The organism is Rhodococcus sp. SMB37 (assembly GCF_004345605.1).
Taxonomy (GTDB): Bacteria; Actinomycetota; Actinomycetes; order Mycobacteriales; family Mycobacteriaceae; genus Rhodococcus.
The window spans coordinates 305,561-322,814 of sequence record NZ_SLVY01000002.1 but is presented as its reverse complement, the minus strand read 5'-3'; the positions used below and the strand labels follow the sequence as shown (position 1 = coordinate 322,814).

The following is a 17,254-nucleotide window of genomic DNA, read 5'->3' as shown; positions in this document are numbered from 1 at the left end:
GGTCACCCGGTTCCGGGATCTCGCATCAGTCGCACTCCGCGCCTGACGACGATGAACAGGACCACGAATCCGAGCAGTATTGCGATCGGATGGCGGACCGCCACCATGATGACCAGTGCCGCGAGCGCGAACGGAACCAGCGTCAGCAGGTCGGTGGCGACGTTTCCCGCTGAAGGTTCGTACAGGAACGACGGTGCCGACGGCAGGTCCGAGAACAACGGGACCAGATCGGCCCGCGTGACGGCTTGTGTCGCGAGCGCGACTCGATCGTCGAATTCGACGAGGGACAGGCGACCGGCCGAGAAGTGCTCACCGAGCAGCGCGACCGCTTCCTCACGCTCTGCGGTGCCGATTCGGATCTCGGGCAGTTCGGCCATATACCCAGAGTAGTGGGACTCGAGCGAGACGGTGCGTATCACGCATCGCGCACGGTCAGCCCGAGCCCTCCCGTGGCAAATCTCGTGACTGCGGCGCGGGCAGCGTCGAGCGCGTCGGTGTGTCCGTCGATTGCGGTCCCGCTCAACGCGCCGTCCGGCAGCAACGTGATGGTGGCCTGCACGTCGGCGGTCGTCGACTCACTCACAGACCAGCCGTACGCGGTGTCGTCGGCCCACGCGTCGAGCTCACGTGCGAGGAGGTACCAGTTGCCGGCGTTGATCTCGACAGGTTCCATCAGATGCCTTCCGAAATGCTGTGAGGTGGAGAAAGCGACGGCGCCCGATCCCCGGTGTGGGGGTGGGCGCCGTCGATGCTGTTCAGCGTGCGTGATGGCTCAGCGCGTCATCACTTGAGTTCGGCGAGGACCGTTCCCTGGGTGATGGCTGCGCCCGGCTCCACCGACAGACCGGTGACGACACCGGCCTTGTGTGCGGTGACCGGGTTCTCCATCTTCATGGCCTCGAGCACTGCGATGAGGTCGCCCTCGGCGACTTCCTGGCCCTCGGCCACCGCGACCTTCACGACGGTGCCCTGCATCGGAGCGGTCACGGCGTCGCCCGATGCCTTGCCGCCACCGGCGCCGCCGCGCTTGCGTGCCTTCGGCTTCTTGCGGATCGCGCCTGCGGCGCCGCCACCGTTGCCGCTGAGCGAGAACTGACCGGGCAGCGACACCTCGACGCGGCGACCGCCGACCTCGACGACGACGTTCTGACGCGGCAGTGCCTCGTCCTCGTCATCGGCTGCACCGCCGCCGGTGAACGGCTCGATGGTGTTGTCCCACTCGTTCTCGATCCACTTGGTGTAGACGTCGAACTTCTCGCCGTCACCGATGAACGCCGGGTTCTCGACGATGTGGCGGTGGAACGGGATGACCGTGGCGAGGCCGTCGACCTCGAACTCGGCGAGGGCGCGGGCGGCGCGCTGCAGCGCTTGCTCGCGGTTTTCGCCGGTGACGATCAGCTTGGCGAGCATCGAGTCGAACTGGCCGCCGATGACGTCGCCCTGGACGACACCGGAGTCGACGCGCACGCCGGGCCCCGTCGGCTCCTTGTAGACGGTGATGGGGCCGGGGGCGGGCATGAAGCCACGGCCGGCGTCCTCGCCGTTGATACGGAACTCGAAGGAGTGGCCACGCGGTGCCGGATCCTCGGTGAGCTCGAGCTTCTCGCCGTTGGCGATGCGGAACTGCTGGCGAACGAGGTCGATGCCGGCGGTCTCCTCGGTGACCGGGTGCTCGACCTGCAGGCGGGTGTTGACCTCGAGGAACGAGACCGTGTCGCCCTGGACCAGGTACTCGACGGTGCCGGCGCCGTAGTAGCCGGCTTCCTTGCAGATGGCCTTGGCGGACGCATGGATGCGTCCGCGCTGATCGTCCGTAAGGAAGGGCGCGGGAGCTTCTTCGACGAGCTTCTGGAACCGACGCTGCAGCGAGCAGTCGCGCGTGCCGGCGACGATGACGTTGCCGTGCTGGTCGGCGATGACCTGGGCCTCGACGTGGCGTGCCTTGTCGAGGTACTGCTCGACGAAGCACTCGCCGCGACCGAAGGCCGCGATGGCCTCACGGGTGGCGGACTCGAACAGCTCGGGGATCTCCTCGATCGTCTGCGCGACCTTCATGCCGCGACCGCCACCGCCGAAGGCCGCCTTGATGGCCACGGGCACGCCGTACTGCTTGGCGAACTCGACGACCTCGTCGGCGTTCTTGACCGGGTCCTTGGTGCCGGCGGCCATCGGAGCGTTGGCGCGCTCAGCGATGTGGCGCGCGGTGACCTTGTCGCCGAGGTCGCGGATGGACTGCGGCGAGGGGCCGATCCAGATCAGGCCGGCGTCGATGACGGCCTGCGCGAAGTCTGCGTTCTCGGAAAGGAATCCGTAGCCGGGGTGGATCGCGTCGGCGCCGGACTTGGCCGCAGCGTCGAGGATCTTGTCGAACACCAGGTAGGACTCGGCCGAGGTCTGGCCACCGAGGGCGAACGCCTCGTCTGCGAGCTTCACGAACTGTGCGTCTGCGTCGGGTTCGGCGTAGACCGCGACACTTCCGTAGCCTGCGTCCTTGGCGGCTCGGATGACCCGCACAGCGATCTCGCCGCGGTTCGCGACGAGCACCTTCGAGATCTGCGCGCTGGCATGACTGGGCACGGAGCCTCCTGTTGATCGATCGTTAGGTTATTTCCGTCGTCGGCAGTGTAAGCGCCAATCGGATAGACGATGTAACCGGATGGCCTCTACACACTACGGTGCGCGGTCGAACCCACAATGCTACCGACCAGTAGCCGGGAGCTCGTGGTTCTCCAGGTCGGGAGCCCACGGCCCGGATGTGTTCAGCCGGCGCATCAGGTCGCGTACTCGATCCAGGAACTCCGGGACATTCGCAGCGGCCTCGGGATTATCGGGGAATCGTGCCGAGACATTGATGCCTTCCGGTGTCCGGTTGATCCAGACGTAGACGTCGTGGGTGTAACTGCGGCTCCGCAGCGCACGCGCATTCGCTTCCGGCCATTGTGCGGCCATGGGCACGAACCGGACGTCCATGTACGACACGAGGAATCGCGGGCGGATCGGCACGCCGAGCAACTCGCCGACCTTGTCGAAGGGAATGCGCGCGCTCGCGCGGGTACGACGCAGCTCCTGCGCCGCGCGGCCCGCGAGGGTGACGAAACCGGGGGAGCCTTCGAGGCCGAGATCGATCGGACGCAACCCGACGAACCAGCCCAGGGACCCGGCCCACATCGGCCCGGTACGGGTGTGCGACGGAACGACGGTGCGGAAGCGATCGGCTCCGGTGAGGTCTGTCGTGGCCTGGCCGAAGCACGCGAGCACACCCGCGAAGAATCCGACGTCGGCATCTCGGCAACGTTCGGAGAACCGGGTTGCGTCCTCGCTGTCGAACCAGCGCTCGGACAGACGCTTCTGGGGCGTCGTCCCGGTGGTGCGGCGCCCGATCGGCAGCGGGAACCCGGGCACCGCTCCGCCGCTCTCACGCAGCGTCTCGCGCCAGATCCGCACCGCCTCGTGGTCGGCGTCGATGTCGTGGACGTCGGCGCGCTCGGATGCCCCGAAATCGATGTAACTGCCGACGGGGAACAGATCGGCCGGTCGGCCGGTCCGTTCCTCCTCGTACAGTGCCGTGATCTCATGCGCGACCAGCACGATCGAGTAGCCGTCGATGATCGAGTGATCGGCTCCGAAGAACACGGTGAAGGCGCCCGACCCACCTGACTCCTCTTCGGGATCGGCGGAGTCGTGGGCCAGCGTCGCGAAGACATACGCGGGCCACAGCTGCGGCGTCGTGTAATCGTCGAACAACAAGTGGAGCTGGGTCCGGATTGTGGCGGAATCGGCCGGATCATGTTGGACACGCCGCACCGCCACCTTGCCGGGTGGGGCCGTCCGGCGGATCAGGGCGCTCGCCGGATTGCCCTTCGACGTGAACATTGCCTGACTGCGCAGAGGCTCGTGACGGTCGATCCACCGTTGGAGGGCGCGACCGAATACCTCGGTGTCGATCGGACCGGCGATCTCGAATGCGGTGCCCAGCCACGATTCCCGGCCTTCGCCGGACCGCGGGTCTGCGGACCGGCGCAAGTGCGCCTCGTGGATGTACGACGCCGGGCGCGGGTCCTGGCGCCACGCGTCTTCCTCGGCGCAGGGCAACCACTCGGTCAAGGTCCCTGCCGGGATCGAGTAGTCGGTGAGTTCCGTGAACTCCATGGAACCGTCAGGCTCGCAGATGCCGTTTGATGCGCGCAAGCATCGCGCTCATGCCGCGCAGTCGCAGCGGGCTGACGGCGTCGGCGAGACCGAGATCCGAGTAGAAGTCGTCGGGAACGTCGAGGATCTCCTGTGCGCTGAGCCCGTCGAGTCCCTGATGCAGGATCGACGCGAAACCACGCGTGGTGGGTGCCTCTGCGGGCGCACTGAAATACAGCTTCACGTGCGCCCGGTCGGCGGCGTCGACGGAAAGGAACAGGGGCGACTGACATTCGGGGACCGGCTCCATCGCCGCTTCCTCGAGTTCAGGCGGCAGCGGAGGCAGTTCGCGGCTGAACTCGAGGAGCAATTGCAGTTTGTCCTGGCCCTCGACGGCGGCGAAGTCGTCGACGATCTCGGCGAGCGGTGCGGGAATGCTCATGACGCGGGAACGGCTCCCGGCTCCTCGCCCTTGGCGATCGGGACGCGCACGGCGTTGCCCCACTCGGTCCACGAGCCGTCGTAGTTCCGCACGTTCGGGTATCCGAGGAGATGAGTCAGCACGAACCAAGTGTGGCTCGACCGCTCACCGATGCGGCAGTACGCGACGACGTCGTCGTCCTTGCCGATACCCGCATAGATCTCGTCGAGCTCGGCGCGTGAACGGAATCGGCCGTCCGGTGCCGCGGCCTTCGCCCACGGGATCGACACCGCGGTGGGGATGTGGCCGCCGCGCAGCGCGCCTTCCTCCGGGTAGTCGGGCATGTGGGTACGTTCGCCGGTGTACTCCTGCGGAGACCGGACATCCACCAGCGGGCCCCTGCCCAGGTGGTCGAGCACGTCCCCTTTGAAGGCCCGGATGGGCGCGTCGTTGCGCTCGACTACGGGGTAGCCGCTCGTCGTGGTGACGGGAATGTCGAGGGTGGTGTCGCGGTTCTCGGAGATCCAGGCGTCGCGGCCGCCGTCGAGCAAGCGGACGTCCTCGTGACCGAACAGCGTGAACACCCACAGGGCGTACGCGGCCCACCAGTTGGATTTGTCGCCGTAGATCACCACGGTGTCGGTGCGCCGGATTCCTTTGCGATCCATGAGCGCGGCGAACGCAGCGCCGTCGATGTAGTCGCGGGTGACCGGGTCGTTGAGATCGAGGTGCCAGTCGATCTTCACCGCACCGGGGATGTGTCCGACGTCGTAGAGGAGCACGTCTTCGTCGGATTCGACGACCTTGACCTCGGGGTGGCCCAGATGAGCGGACAGCCACTCGGAGGACACGAGGCGGCCGGGGTCTGCATAGGCAGCGAAGGAGGTGGTGGGGTCGGGCGCGACGGGCACAGGGGCTCCTGAGGCAGTGGTGGCAGGTGCGTCGTCGATTCTAGGCGGTACCTTCGGTGGGCGTGACCTCCAGTCGACCCCACCGCACCGAACTCTCGTCGCGTGCCGACATCGACGCGTTGGTGAAGCACTTCTACGAACAGGCCATGGTGGATCCTCTGCTGGCCCCGGTCTTCGAGGTGCTCGCGATCGTCGGACTCGACGAGCACCTCGTGGTCGTCGGTGACTTCTGGGAACAGATCCTCTTCCGCACGACGCGCTACGAGGGCTCGTTCACACCCGTTCACCGCGCATTACACGGGAAATACGGGTTGACCCCCGAGCGTTTCGAGCGCTGGCGCGAGCTGTGGCACGAGTCGGTCGACGAGCTGTTCACCGGCGTCGACGCCGACCGCGCGAAGTCGAAGGCAGATGCGATGGTCACGGCGTTGCGTCGCTCTACGACAGGGATGTGACCGAGAACCGCGGTCAGCGGGTCGACTTCACCTGCATGCGGAAGAGCACGTCGATCGCAGGGATTTCAGTCATCGTCTTCCAGCGCGTCGAGCACATACTGCGCGAACCATCGGTTGTGGGGCCGGGGGCTCGGGCCGTCGGCGTTATCGGCCAGCAGCGCTGCCAGAGGTCCGATGGTGGACTCGTCGAGTGGCAGCGTGAAGAACTGATCGTCGGCGCCCTCGTCGGAGAGGAACCAGTCGATCGCCACGGCGTCGCCTCCCGCGGACGCATCCTCGACCGGGCGGAAACGCAGCAGCGGGTAGCGCAGGAGAAGCTCGTCGAGCGGACATCCGAGCTGCCGCACCAGAGCGGAGGTCGAGGTGACCATCACCGTGCGGTAGTCGACCGTCTCGCCGTCCTCGGTGTACTGGTCGACGTAGACGACCTCGAGCGGCCCGACGTCGAGCGAGAACAGTCGGGTCATGCCGGCCTTCTCGTTGGTCGTCGGGAGGCAACTCAACGTCCACTTCTCGCCCGCGACCGATTGCGGATCGTCGAATGCGGTGGCGAGGTAGCCCGCGACCAGGTCGACGACCACCTCGAAGAACGGTTCCTGTCGGAGGCGCTCGAAGCTTGCTTCCGACGCGCCGCGGTCACTCATGCGCTGAGGGGTTCGAGGACCAGAGATCCGCGACGGAGATCCCCGCATCGGCGAGGAGTCTCCGGACGAGCGGCAGACCGATCCCGATCACGGACGACGGATCGCCCTCGATACCGTCGATGAACCAGCCGCCTAGGCCGTCGAGTGTGAACGCTCCGGCGACCTGCAATGCCTCTCCGGTCGCGAGGTAGGCCTCGAGGTCGGCATCGGAGGGGGTGCCGAAACGCACCGTTGTGCCGGAATGGTCTTCGGCCTGCGCAACGATCTGCCCGCCGCGCGCACGCAGCACACTGTGGCCGGTCAGCAACTCCGCGCTGTGCCCGGACATGCGCTTCCATCGGGCTCGGGCCACCTCGGCGGTGCCGGGTTTGCCCTGAAGTTTCCCGTCGAACAGCAGCATCGAATCGCAGCCGATCACGACGAGATCGTCGTGGCCTTCGAGGGTGTGGCCTTCTGCGGTCAGCTTGTGCAGAACGTCCGTGGCCTTGGCGCGGGCCAACGTCGTGACCACGACTTCCGGTGCCGCGTCCGGGCCGAGTTCTGCGATGATCGCGTCTTCGTCGACTTCCGACACCTGTACGAGCGGCTCGACCCCGGCGCCGCGCAGCACGGACAACCGTGCCGGCGACGCCGAGGCGAGGACCAGACGGGGCATCGATCAGCCGCGGTTGGGGTACGAATACGGCGAGAACGGAGCCCACTGGCGGTGCATCCGGGTGGGGTCGCCCCATGTCTCCGGCGGCTTGCCGTCGCCCTCGGGTGCGCCGTCCGCGGCGGCAGCCGCGAGCACCGTGACCAACGCTGCGACATCGGCGTCGGTCGGGTTGCCCTTCACGATCCGGATTGCGGGTGCGTCGGAGTCCGCTGCAGGCTCTGCGTTCGCGGTCGCCGGGGTGTCGGTGCCCTCGAGGGCACCGTCGGTCACGGCGGTCAGCTCTGCGTCAGTGATGATCTCTTCCTCGGTCAGCGCGGTCACAGCGGAATGTTCCCATGCTTCTTCGGCGGGAGCGAGACCATCTTGCGCTCGAGCAGTCGCAGTGCGGACACGATCTGGCCGCGGGTGTGCGACGGCGGGATGACCGCGTCGACGTAACCGCGCTCTGCCGCGACGTATGGATTCACGAGGGTGTCCTCGTACTCGTTCTGCAGCTCGAGGCGCAGTGCGTCGACGTCCTCGCCGTTTGCGGCGGCGTCCTTGAGCTTGCCGCGGTACACGAACCCGACGGCACCCGAGGCGCCCATGACGGCGATCTGCGCGGTCGGCCACGCGAGGTTGAGGTCGGCACCCATGTGCTTCGAGCCCATCACGTCGTACGCGCCGCCGTAGGCCTTGCGGGTGATGACGGTGATCTTGCCGACAGTCGCCTCGCCGTACGCGTAGAGGAGCTTCGCGCCGCGGCGGATGATGCCGTTGTACTCCTGCTCGGTGCCGGGCAGGAAACCGGGGACGTCGACCAGCGTGATGATCGGGACGTTGAACGCGTCGCAGGTGCGCACGAAGCGGGCGGCCTTCTCGGAGGCGTCGATGTCGAGGCAGCCGGCGAACTGCGTCGGCTGGTTGGCGACGATGCCGACGCTGCGGCCGTCGACGCGACCGAAGCCCACGATGATGTTCTGGGCGCGTTCGGCCTGAACTTCGAGGAACTCGTCGTCGTCGAGGAGGCGACGGATGACCTCGTGCATGTCGTACGGCTGGTTCGCGGAATCCGGGATGATCGTGTCGAGATCGAGATCCTCGTCGGTGAGCGAATCTTCGATGGAGCCGGCGATCGGATCTGTCGGGGCCATGCGCGGCGCCGCGGCCTGGTTGTTCGACGGCAGGTAGGAGAGCAGATCCTTGACGTAGTCGAGGGCGTCCTGCTCGTCGCTTCCGACGTAATGGGCGACACCCGACTTGACCATGTGGGTGTGAGCGCCACCGAGGTCTTCCATGGTGACGTCTTCGCCGGTGACGGTCTTGATGACATCGGGGCCGGTGACGAACATCTGGCTGGTCTTGTCGACCATCACCACGAAGTCGGTCAGGGCGGGGGAGTAGACGTGCCCGCCGGCAGCGGGGCCCATGATCAGCGAGATCTGGGGGATCACGCCGGAGGCCTGCACGTTGCGGTGGAAGATCTCGCCGTAGAGGCCGAGGGAGACAACGCCTTCCTGGATCCGAGCGCCGGCGCCTTCGTTGATGCCGATCAACGGTCGGCCGGTGCGAAGCGCCAGATCCATGACCTTGACGATCTTCTCGCCGTAGACCTCACCGAGGCTGCCACCGAAGACGGTCGCGTCCTGGGAGAACACGCAGACGTCGCGGCCGTCGACCGTGCCGTAACCGGTGACGACGCCGTCGCCGATGGGACGGTTGTCGGCGAGGCCGAAATTGGTGCTGCGGTGGCGGGCGAGCGCATCGATCTCGACGAACGAGCCTTCGTCGAGGAGCGCGGTGATGCGCTCGCGGGCGGTCATCTTGCCCTTGGCGTGGACCTTCTCGATGGCTGCTTCACCGACCGGAGCCTGCGACTTGGCCTGGCGTTCGCGCAGGTCTGCCAGCTTGCCAGCGGTGGTGTGGATATCGGGCGTACTCGCCGCCTCGGGCGCGGACGGCTCCTGGACAGTGGTCATGGGCAGTCAGCTTAGCGATCGTCAATCTGCACTGCCGCACGGAGGTCCGTGTGCGTTGAATGATTGAACTGAAGCTACCGGCCAGTACCAATGTTCGCCCACTTTAGGCTGGACCCATGCCGCGTAACCCCGAATTGCCGAACGACCCCGATCCGCGATCGCCGCTCGACGTGTCGCGTTTGCGGAAAGTGCTGGTCGACGGTGCCGGGAGCAGCGCGGGGTTCTACGAACGCCTCGATGTCGTCGACGAGACGGGGTCGACGAACGCCGACCTGCTCGCCGAGGCCGCATCCGGCGACCGCCGGGTGCTGCTCGCCGAGTTCCAGAGTGGCGGACGCGGGCGGCACTCGCGCGCCTGGAACGGAATTCCCGGGGCGCAGGTGATCGTGTCGGTGCTGCTGAAGCTGCCGGGTGTCGCCCTTCCCGATCTCGGTTGGCTTCCGCTGCTCACGGGCATCGCGACGGTCGACGCTATCCACCAGGTCACCGGCGTTCCGGCCGAGCTCAAATGGCCCAACGACGTTCTCGTCGACGGCCGCAAACTCGCCGGCATCCTCGTTGAGGTCGCGTCGACGGCCCCGGTTCCCACGGTTGTCGTCGGTGTCGGGCTCAACGTCACCCTCACCGAGGACGAATTGCCGGTGCCCACGGCGACGTCACTGCTGCTCGCCGGGGCCGGCGAACTCGATCGCACGAGGCTGGCAGAGGCTTTGCTGACCTCGTTCGGTGAGCGCATCCGGCAATGGGAACGGCACGGCTGGGATCCGACGGTCGCTGCCGACGCGTACCGGGATCGGTGCAGCACAATCGGCAGGCGGGTGCGCGCGATCCTGCCCGGCGACACCGAACTGCACGGGGTCGCCGTGAACATCGACGAGCAGGGCCGCATCGTCATCCAACCGGACGGCGAGGGCGAGCCCGTCGCGGTCGCTGCCGGCGACATCACGCACCTGCGGCCGGTGTAGACCTATGTGCAATCGTGGTGCCCATGGGATACCCGGAGGACGCCCTCGCACCGGATGAGAACCTGCTACTCCACCGGCATCCACACGCGAAGATGCTGATCGTTCCGGTCATCGTCTTTTTGCTGGCCACGGCTGTCGCCGGGTTCCTCGTGGGGCTCGCGCAGACCCGCCTGGACGGTGGGGCGTCCACTTTCCTGGTCATCGCGGTTCTGGTGTTGTGGGCCGTCCTCATGGGGTGGCGGTGTCTCGCGCCGTTGATCCGGTGGCTGACCACGCATTTCATCGTCACGGATCGGCGGGTCCTCGTGCGCCAGGGCGTGATCACCCATTCCGGTATCGACATCCCGATGGGGCGGATCAGCAACGTGCAGTTCCGGCACGGACTGGTCGACCGGCTCCTGCGCACAGGCACGCTCGTCGTGGTTTCTGCGGCAGACGACCCACTCGAGTTCGACGACATCCCCGATGTCCAGAAGGTCCACACGTTGCTGTACCGGACGGCCTTCGATGCGCAGGGCGAGTCGTCCACCGGCCGGTCAGTGGCGCCACCGTCGGGTGAAGGCGAGAGACATCGGAAGGCGTGGTGACTGGCGTGGTGATCTGGTTTCCCACCGCATTGTCCGTAGGCTGAGCGAGTGACTGCCGTTCTGCTAGCGGAAGACGACGAAGCCATCGCGGCGCCCCTGTCCCGCGCCCTCGGGCGTGAGGGCTACGAGGTGACCATCGAGGCCGCCGGTCCCAGTGCGCTCGAACAAGCGCTCTCCGGAAACTACGAGTTGTTGATCCTCGACCTCGGGCTGCCGGGTATGGACGGCCTCGAAGTGTGCCGTCAGATCAGGGCGAACCGTTCCGACCTGGCAGTGCTGATGCTCACCGCGCGCACCGACGAGGTCGATTTCGTAGTGGGACTCGACGCCGGCGCCGACGACTACGTCGGCAAGCCGTTCCGGCTCGCCGAACTGATGGCGCGGGTACGGGCGCTGCTGCGCCGCCGCGGTGGTGGAGACGCGGACGAGGTCGTCGAGGTCTCCGGCATCCGCCTCGAGCACGCGGCCCGGCGGGTTCTCGTCGACGGCTCCGAGGTCACCCTTGCCAACAAGGAGTACGAACTCCTGCGTGTCCTGCTCGAACATGCCGGTCAGGTCGTCTCACGCGACGCGATTCTCGACGAAGTGTGGGGCGACGCCGACCTCCGAGGTTCGAAGACCCTCGACATGCACATGTCGTGGCTACGCCGGAAGATCGGCGACGAGGGGCCCGCGGGGGAACGACGCATCGCAACCGTGCGCGGGGTCGGTTTCCGGCTGAACACCGACTAGAGGGGGCGCGACGGTGCGCAGGCGCATCCTCAACGCCGTCCTGGCCGCGGTGCTGCTCGTCGCTCTTCTGCTCGGGCTTCCCCTCGCTTTCACTGCCTACTTGTTCGTGGAGGACACCACACGCCGAGACCTTCGGGATCGGCTCGAACGGATGTCCGACGAGATCATTGCGCAGGAAGGCACCGACGGCCTTGTGGTCGGCGGACTCGACACCAGTTCGCTGCGCCTGCTCGTACCCGACGGTGGGCGGGTGGTCGCCGTGTATCCCACTCCCGAGAACGAAGCGGCGCGCCTCGACATCGGTGACGTCACCCCGGCGAACCCCCTCGTCGAATCCTTGTCGATGGGTACCTCGGGGTCGCTGCGGGTCGAGGCGCCCTCCGAGGGTATGCGCACGCTGCAACGGCAGGTGCTCGCCGCGGTCGGGTTCCTCGTGCTGCTGTCCGTCGCGGTGGGTGCACTGGTCGCGGTGGCCACCGCCCGGCGGCTGGCCCTCCCGCTGCGCGATGTCGCTGCGCGTGCTGCCAGGCTCGCCGAGGGCGACTTCAAGCCGGTGCCGCAGCGTCATTCCATCGTCGAACTGGACCGGGTGTCGGACGTCCTCGACGCCGCGGCGGTGGAGATCTCGGGGCGGCTGCAACGCGAGCACGCGCTCGTCGGCGACGTCTCCCATCAACTCCGCTCCCGCATGACCGCGATCAGATTGCGGCTCGACGAACTCTCCACACATGAGGACCCGACGGTGGTCGAGGAGGCAGAAGCCGCGATGGCCCAGGTGGATCGCCTCACCGTCGCCATCGACGGGCTGGTTCGTCAGTCGCGGAACAGCGGCGCCGAACTTCGCGCCGAGGTGTCCGTGGTGGGGGAACTGGCGGGGGTGATCGCGGACTGGCGAGGCCCCTATCAGGATGCCGGCCGCGAGCTGCTGCTTCGAGGTGACCCGGCCCTGCGCTCGTCCGTGACCGCCTCGCGCCTCCGTGAAGCGGTAGCGGTTCTCGTCGACAACGCTCTCGCTCACGGAGGAGGAACCTGCACGGTCGCCGTTCGGGAGGTTGCGATGCGGGGAGATTCGACGGTGTGTGTCGAAGTCAGCGACGAAGGGGAGGGCGTCAGCGACGATCTCGTGCCACACATCTTCGAACGAGGCTTCTCCGGGCGCGGATCCACCGGTGTCGGTCTGGCCCTCGCGCGCGCACTCGCGGAAGCGGACGGTGGGCGCCTCGAACTGCAGCGGCGCAGACCCGCGTTGTTCGCGATGTTCCTCGGTGGGGCCCGCGACTGGACGTCGGTACCCCCCGGCGGAGTCCGGGAACCGAGATGAGCAGTGAGTCCGGGAACCGAGATGAGCAGTGTCGTCAGGTCCGGTCGAGGTCGGGCCTGTCCAGTTCCTCCACGGTGTGCACGTCCGGCATGGTTTCGTCGGGGAACACGAACCGCTTGAAACAGTAGAAACGGAAGAACATCTGCAGCAGGTTTCCGATGACGTACGCGCTGACGAAGTCGGCGATGTTCTCGACGGCGAGACTGACCTCGGGCACACGCAGGTTGAACACGTAACTCGAGATCCACAACGGAATGAAGCTGAGCACGACTCCGATGCCGCTGACGAAGAAGAACAGGAACGCTTCGTGCGCGCGTTCCCGCCCGCCACGGTTCCGGAACGACCATTCGCGGTTGAGGATGTACGAGCAGATCACCGCAACGACCCCGGCGATGATCTTCGCGGTGACAGGTTTCTCCGAGAGGACCGTCAGCTTCAAGGTGTAGAAGATCCCGGAGTCGATCAGGAAAGTCGTGCCTCCGACGATCGCGAACTTGATGAGTTCACGGTGACGCAGCATCAGCTCTCGTAGTGGTGCGGGAAAGCGGCTCAGAGCATCATCGACGACGGACACTCGGCCGAGTCTACGAAACTCGGAGCGGTTTCTACGAACCACAGCGAAAATTTTCAGGCCTACCACAGGAAAGTGACGAATCGGAATGTCAGTCCCGAAATGTTCACCTGATCGCCACGCGAAGGCGACGGGCGCGCTGTGACACCATTGTCAGCTGTGACCGGTAGACCTGACTCGCTCCCCAGCCCCGATTCTCCCCGCGCCCTGACGACCGGGATGCCCGTCGTGACGATGATCGGCGGTGGCCAGCTCGCGCGGATGACGCATCAGGCTGCGATCGCGCTCGGCCAGACGCTGCGGGTACTCGCGGGCAGTGAGGACGAACCGGCCGCTCAGGTGAGCCCCGACGTCGTATTCGGCAGCCACGACGATCTCGACGCGTTGCGGCGCGCCGCAACGGGTGCCCACGCGCTGACCTTCGACCACGAGGGCGTCCCCACCGAGCACCTCGAAGTTCTGCAGAGCGAGGGTGTCGCCGTGCTGCCTCCGCCGCAGGCGCTGATCTTCGCGCAGGACAAGATCGCGATGCGCAAGCGGCTCGGTGCGTTGGACGCGCCCATGCCTAAGTTCGCGGAGATCAACTCGACCGTCGACCTCGCCTCGGCGCGGGACCACCTCGGATGGCCGTTCGTACTCAAGGCTGCCCGCGGCGGGTACGACGGCCGCGGAGTGTGGATCGTCGACGACGAGACCGAACTCGAGCGGATCGTCGCCGAGCAACTCGGCCGCGGTGTGCCGCTGCTCGCGGAGGAGAAGGTCGCGTGGCGTCGGGAGCTGTCGGCGATGGTCGCGCGCTCGCCGTTCGGGCAGGGTGCAAGCTGGCCCGTCGTGGAGACCGTGCAACGCGACGGCCAGTGCTCCGTCGTGATCGCACCAGCACCGAACCTGCCTGCGGACGTCGCGGCCGCGGCGGAACAACTTGCGTTGCGGATCGCAGGCGAACTCGGTGTGGTGGGTGTGATGGCCGTCGAACTGTTCGAGACGCAGGCCGGTGAGCTGATCGTCAACGAACTCGCGATGCGCCCCCACAACTCCGGCCACTGGGGAATGGACGGTGCGCGTACGGGCCAGTTCGAGCAGCACCTGCGCGCGGTGCTCGACTACCCGCTCGGTGACACGACGCCCCTCGCGCCTGTCGTCGTGATGGCGAACGTCCTCGGTGCCCCGGAAGCACCGGCAATGAGCATGGACGAGCGACTGCATCACCTGTTCGCGCGGATGCCCGATGTGCGCGTGCACCTCTACGGCAAGGGCGAACGCAAGGACCGCAAGATCGGGCACGTCAACCTGCTCGGCGCACCGTCCGGCTCGCTCGAGGACGCGGAGTACGTCGCCGCGGTCCGGGAACGTGCAGAGCGCGCCGCGCACTGGCTTTCGCACGCAGAGTGGACCGACGGCTGGAACGAACACACGGGAGAATCAGAGTGACAGACACGACGCAGGGAACCGCCATGACACAGGGCGCACAGGTCGGCCTGATCATGGGCAGCGATTCGGATTGGCCCACGATGGAGGCCGCTGCCGAGGCGCTCGCCGAGTTCGGTATCCGATTCGAGGTCGGTGTCGTATCCGCTCACCGCACCCCCCAGCGCATGCTCGATTACGCGAAGGACGCCGCCGGTCGCGGGATCAAGGTCATCATCGCTGGGGCCGGCGGTGCAGCCCACCTGCCCGGGATGGTGGCGTCCGCGACCCCGCTGCCCGTGATCGGGGTTCCGGTTCCGTTGAAGTACCTCGACGGAATGGACTCGCTGCTGTCGATCGTGCAGATGCCTGCTGGTGTCCCCGTGGCCACCGTGTCGATCGGCGGGGCACGTAACGCCGGACTGCTCGCGGCCCGCATTCTCGGGACTGCCGACCCGGCGCTGAGTGAACGCATGGAGCAGTTCCAGGCCGGACTCGAGAGCATGGTGCTCGACAAGGACGAGGCGTTGCGGCAGAAGCTGCTCGGCTGACGGTGTGATCCGTGCAGACCACCTCGATGATCGAACGCTGGCAACGGTGGAGTCGTGGCCGCGTGTTCGTCGTCGACTCGGTCATCGCCGGCCTGGTCACGGCGTTCGGATTGCTCGTCGTGGCGACCTCGGATCTGGAGTGGAGTGATGCGGCGCTCGTCCTGGCGTTGAGTGTGCCTCTCGCCTGGCGCCGCACCCGTCCGGTGCTCGCGGGCGCGGTCGTGGCCGCTGCGGCATTCGGTCACCTCGCGGTGTCCTCGGACATGTCGCCGGTGGCGCCGGTCGCGGTACCCATGGCGGTGTATGCGCTCGCTGCATATGCCCCGCGCCTGTGGGCCAACATCGCCCTGGTGGCGGCGGTGACCGGGGGAGCGCTGGCCGGGATCCGCTTCTTCGGGCAGTACGAAGGGCGCACCCTCTTCGACACGGTGGCGTCGGCGACGATGGTGGCACTGTTCGTGGGTGGGGTGTGGGCGTTCGGCCGTCTCCGGGGTCTGCGGGTGCGGGAGATGGAAGCCCTGACCGAACGCAACCGATTGCTCGAGGTCGAACGTCTCAAAGAGGCCGAACTTGCCGCGACCCAGGAACGGACGCGCATCGCGCGGGAGATGCACGACATCGTCGCGCATTCGCTCACCGCGATCATTGCCCAGGCCGACGGTGGCCGGTACGCGGCGTCCGCCGACCCGGATGCGGCGGCCACCGCGCTCACGACGATCTCCGAAACGGGTCGACGGGCGTTGACCGACATGCGATCGCTGCTGTCGGTACTGCGAGAAGACGCACCGCGTGAATTCACCACGACACCGGGTATCGGCGATATCCCCACGCTCGTCGAGCAGATACGTACGAGCGGCCTGGAAGTGACGCTCGCTGTGACCGGGGAGATCCGTCATGTCTCCGATGGCCTGGGCCTGTCCGTCTACCGGATCGTGCAGGAATCTCTCACGAACGTCCTCAAACACGCTGGACCTCGCGCACACCGAGGTGACCCTCGACTGGCGCGCCGACACACTCGTCGTCGAGATCGTCGATGACGGTCGCGGCGCCGCCGCGCTCGTGGAAGCTCGGCCGGGGGGACAGGGGCTGACCGGTATCGAAGAGCGTGCTCGGCTGCACGGTGGTCGCTCGATCACCGGGCCACGGGGCGGCGGTGGCTATCGGGTCCGTGCCGAGGTCCCGGCATAGGCTGGCGGCCGTGATCGAATTCGCCGACCCCATCCGCGTCGCACTCGTCGACGATCAGCAGCTCGTGCGCGCGGGCTTCCGTATGGTGCTCGAGTCGCAACCCGACATCGAAGTGGTCGCCGAGGCCTCCGACGGCGAGGCTGCGGTCGTCGAACTCGGTCGGGTGCACGCCGACGTGGTCCTGATGGACGTCCAGATGCCGCGGCTCGACGGGATCTCCGCGACCCGTGCCCTCCTGCGCGCTCCGGATGCCCCGAAAGTTGTGGTGCTCACCACGTTCGACAACGACGACTACGTCGTTCAGGCGATCGCTGCGGGCGCGAGCGGCTTCCTCCTCAAGGACGCCCTTCCGGAGGACCTGCTCGATGCAGTGCGGACGGTGCACCGAGGCGATGCTGTCATGGCGCCGCGCGCAACACGTCGTCTGCTGCAGCACGTCACGCCACTGTTAGGGGAGGGGCACTCGAGTTCTGCTGCAGCAGTGCCGGTTCCGGACGGTCTCACGCCTCGTGAACTCGAGGTTCTCGTTGCGATGGCTCACGGGTTCACCAACACCGAAATCGCCGATCGGTTCGTGCTGTCGGCCGGAACCGTGAAGACCCATGTGGGTAGGGTTCTTGCGAAGACCGGCTCACGCGATCGGGTCCAGGCGGTGCTGTTCGCATTCCGTGCCGGTCTCGTGCGGCCCGACGAGCTGCTCGGAGCGGGTGAGTAGGACCGTGGTCGGACTCGCGTCGTAGGTCGGTACTACCAGGGTGTG

The 17,254-nt window shown here is 66.9% G+C and carries 21 protein-coding genes; 10 read left to right on the top strand and 11 right to left on the bottom strand.

The window, feature by feature from the left end; genetic code table 11:
• Window positions 1–2 precede the first annotated feature (2 nt).
• The 6 genes from EV641_RS04860 to EV641_RS04835 all read right to left on the bottom strand — a co-directional run bounded on the left by EV641_RS04860 (window position 3) and on the right by EV641_RS04835 (window position 5,460).
• A complete protein-coding gene (locus EV641_RS04860) occupies window positions 3–377 on the bottom strand; it encodes a DUF1707 domain-containing protein (protein ID WP_132470980.1) in 375 nt (124 codons plus the stop codon).
• Window positions 378–415: 38 nt separating this feature from the next.
• Window positions 416–673: a hypothetical protein gene (locus tag EV641_RS04855; RefSeq protein WP_132470979.1), complete on the bottom strand. Its 258-nt coding sequence runs from the start codon at window positions 671–673 to the stop codon at window positions 416–418.
• 110 nt (window positions 674–783) lie between these two features.
• A complete protein-coding gene (locus tag EV641_RS04850) occupies window positions 784–2,577 on the bottom strand; it encodes an acetyl/propionyl/methylcrotonyl-CoA carboxylase subunit alpha (RefSeq protein ID WP_132470978.1) in 1,794 nt (597 codons plus the stop codon).
• A gap of 120 nt (window positions 2,578–2,697) precedes the next feature.
• Complete coding sequence (locus tag EV641_RS04845; protein WP_132470977.1) at window positions 2,698–4,149, bottom strand: condensation domain-containing protein; 1,452 nt, start codon at window positions 4,147–4,149, stop codon at window positions 2,698–2,700.
• 7 nt (window positions 4,150–4,156) lie between these two features.
• Window positions 4,157–4,570 carry a SufE family protein gene (locus tag EV641_RS04840; protein WP_132470976.1) on the bottom strand — a complete coding sequence of 138 codons (414 nt, stop codon included), beginning with the start codon at window positions 4,568–4,570 and terminating at the stop codon, window positions 4,157–4,159.
• Entirely contained in the window at window positions 4,567–5,460 is an 894-nt protein-coding gene (locus EV641_RS04835) for a sulfurtransferase (protein ID WP_054714173.1), read from the bottom strand. Before EV641_RS04835 ends, EV641_RS04840 begins: the two co-directional genes overlap by 4 nt.
• A gap of 62 nt (window positions 5,461–5,522) precedes the next feature.
• On the opposite strand from EV641_RS04835, the gene EV641_RS04830 reads away from it, so the two are divergent.
• Entirely contained in the window at window positions 5,523–5,915 is a 393-nt protein-coding gene (locus EV641_RS04830; protein WP_054714176.1) for a group III truncated hemoglobin, read from the top strand.
• Between the two features lie 65 nt (window positions 5,916–5,980).
• Here EV641_RS04830 and EV641_RS04825 read toward each other — a convergent pair whose 3' ends face one another.
• The 4 genes from EV641_RS04825 to EV641_RS04810 are packed head-to-tail and all read right to left on the bottom strand — an operon-like array spanning window position 5,981 to window position 9,172.
• On the bottom strand, window positions 5,981–6,559 hold the full coding sequence (locus tag EV641_RS04825) for a hypothetical protein (RefSeq protein ID WP_132470975.1): 579 nt from the start codon (window positions 6,557–6,559) through the stop codon (window positions 5,981–5,983).
• Window positions 6,552–7,214 carry a Maf family protein gene (locus EV641_RS04820; protein WP_132470974.1) on the bottom strand — a complete coding sequence of 221 codons (663 nt, stop codon included), beginning with the start codon at window positions 7,212–7,214 and terminating at the stop codon, window positions 6,552–6,554. The genes EV641_RS04825 and EV641_RS04820 overlap by 8 nt, the downstream gene beginning before the upstream one ends.
• A 3-nt stretch (window positions 7,215–7,217) precedes the next feature.
• Window positions 7,218–7,535, bottom strand: a complete 318-nt coding sequence (locus EV641_RS04815) for an acyl-CoA carboxylase subunit epsilon (RefSeq protein WP_132470973.1) — start codon at window positions 7,533–7,535, stop codon at window positions 7,218–7,220.
• Window positions 7,532–9,172: an acyl-CoA carboxylase subunit beta gene (locus tag EV641_RS04810; protein WP_132470972.1), complete on the bottom strand. Its 1,641-nt coding sequence runs from the start codon at window positions 9,170–9,172 to the stop codon at window positions 7,532–7,534. The genes EV641_RS04815 and EV641_RS04810 overlap by 4 nt, the downstream gene beginning before the upstream one ends.
• Window positions 9,173–9,288: 116 nt before the next feature.
• Between EV641_RS04810 and EV641_RS04805 the strand changes: the two genes are divergently transcribed.
• Genes EV641_RS04805 through EV641_RS04790 form a run of 4 tightly spaced genes read left to right on the top strand, consistent with a single transcriptional unit; the run spans window position 9,289 to window position 12,777 of the window.
• Window positions 9,289–10,137 carry a biotin--[acetyl-CoA-carboxylase] ligase gene (locus EV641_RS04805; RefSeq protein WP_132470971.1) on the top strand — a complete coding sequence of 283 codons (849 nt, stop codon included), beginning with the start codon at window positions 9,289–9,291 and terminating at the stop codon, window positions 10,135–10,137.
• Between the two features lie 23 nt (window positions 10,138–10,160).
• Window positions 10,161–10,724 carry a PH domain-containing protein gene (locus EV641_RS04800; RefSeq protein ID WP_054720630.1) on the top strand — a complete coding sequence of 188 codons (564 nt, stop codon included), beginning with the start codon at window positions 10,161–10,163 and terminating at the stop codon, window positions 10,722–10,724.
• Between the two features lie 48 nt (window positions 10,725–10,772).
• Entirely contained in the window at window positions 10,773–11,456 is a 684-nt protein-coding gene (locus EV641_RS04795) for a response regulator transcription factor (RefSeq protein ID WP_132470970.1), read from the top strand.
• Window positions 11,457–11,469: 13 nt separating this feature from the next.
• A complete protein-coding gene (locus tag EV641_RS04790; protein ID WP_132470969.1) occupies window positions 11,470–12,777 on the top strand; it encodes a HAMP domain-containing sensor histidine kinase in 1,308 nt (435 codons plus the stop codon).
• A gap of 34 nt (window positions 12,778–12,811) precedes the next feature.
• Here the strand turns inward: EV641_RS04790 and EV641_RS04785 are convergent, their stop codons facing one another.
• Window positions 12,812–13,297 carry a GtrA family protein gene (locus EV641_RS04785; protein WP_132471106.1) on the bottom strand — a complete coding sequence of 162 codons (486 nt, stop codon included), beginning with the start codon at window positions 13,295–13,297 and terminating at the stop codon, window positions 12,812–12,814.
• Between the two features lie 210 nt (window positions 13,298–13,507).
• Between EV641_RS04785 and EV641_RS04780 the strand changes: the two genes are divergently transcribed.
• Genes EV641_RS04780 through EV641_RS04765 form a run of 5 tightly spaced genes read left to right on the top strand, consistent with a single transcriptional unit; the run spans window position 13,508 to window position 17,209 of the window.
• Entirely contained in the window at window positions 13,508–14,779 is a 1,272-nt protein-coding gene (locus EV641_RS04780) for a 5-(carboxyamino)imidazole ribonucleotide synthase (protein WP_132470968.1), read from the top strand.
• Window positions 14,780–14,802: 23 nt separating this feature from the next.
• Window positions 14,803–15,306: a 5-(carboxyamino)imidazole ribonucleotide mutase gene (gene purE, locus EV641_RS04775; RefSeq protein WP_132471105.1), complete on the top strand. Its 504-nt coding sequence runs from the start codon at window positions 14,803–14,805 to the stop codon at window positions 15,304–15,306.
• Window positions 15,307–15,317: 11 nt separating this feature from the next.
• Entirely contained in the window at window positions 15,318–16,343 is a 1,026-nt protein-coding gene (locus EV641_RS04770) for a histidine kinase (protein ID WP_241996835.1), read from the top strand.
• Entirely contained in the window at window positions 16,294–16,494 is a 201-nt protein-coding gene (locus tag EV641_RS29655) for a hypothetical protein (protein ID WP_241996834.1), read from the top strand. Before EV641_RS04770 ends, EV641_RS29655 begins: the two co-directional genes overlap by 50 nt.
• A gap of 10 nt (window positions 16,495–16,504) precedes the next feature.
• Window positions 16,505–17,209 (top strand): response regulator transcription factor, encoded by a 705-nt coding sequence (locus EV641_RS04765; RefSeq protein WP_277874476.1) that lies wholly within the window; start codon window positions 16,505–16,507, stop codon window positions 17,207–17,209.
• Window positions 17,210–17,254 lie beyond the last annotated feature (45 nt).

Coding starts and splice junctions, on each gene's coding strand:
- EV641_RS04825 (WP_132470975.1), bottom strand. CDS start 6,559: ATGAGTGACCGCGGCGCGTCGGAAGCAAGCTTCGAGCGCCTCCGACAG.
- EV641_RS04860 (WP_132470980.1), bottom strand. CDS start 377: ATGGCCGAACTGCCCGAGATCCGAATCGGCACCGCAGAGCGTGAGGAA.
- EV641_RS04800 (WP_054720630.1), top strand. CDS start 10,161: ATGGGATACCCGGAGGACGCCCTCGCACCGGATGAGAACCTGCTACTC.
- EV641_RS04785 (WP_132471106.1), bottom strand. CDS start 13,297: ATGCTGCGTCACCGTGAACTCATCAAGTTCGCGATCGTCGGAGGCACG.
- EV641_RS04845 (WP_132470977.1), bottom strand. CDS start 4,149: ATGGAGTTCACGGAACTCACCGACTACTCGATCCCGGCAGGGACCTTG.
- EV641_RS04855 (WP_132470979.1), bottom strand. CDS start 673: ATGGAACCTGTCGAGATCAACGCCGGCAACTGGTACCTCCTCGCACGT.
- EV641_RS04820 (WP_132470974.1), bottom strand. CDS start 7,214: ATGCCCCGTCTGGTCCTCGCCTCGGCGTCGCCGGCACGGTTGTCCGTG.
- purE (WP_132471105.1), top strand. CDS start 14,803: ATGACACAGGGCGCACAGGTCGGCCTGATCATGGGCAGCGATTCGGAT.
- EV641_RS04810 (WP_132470972.1), bottom strand. CDS start 9,172: ATGACCACTGTCCAGGAGCCGTCCGCGCCCGAGGCGGCGAGTACGCCC.
- EV641_RS04805 (WP_132470971.1), top strand. CDS start 9,289: ATGCCGCGTAACCCCGAATTGCCGAACGACCCCGATCCGCGATCGCCG.
- EV641_RS04840 (WP_132470976.1), bottom strand. CDS start 4,570: ATGAGCATTCCCGCACCGCTCGCCGAGATCGTCGACGACTTCGCCGCC.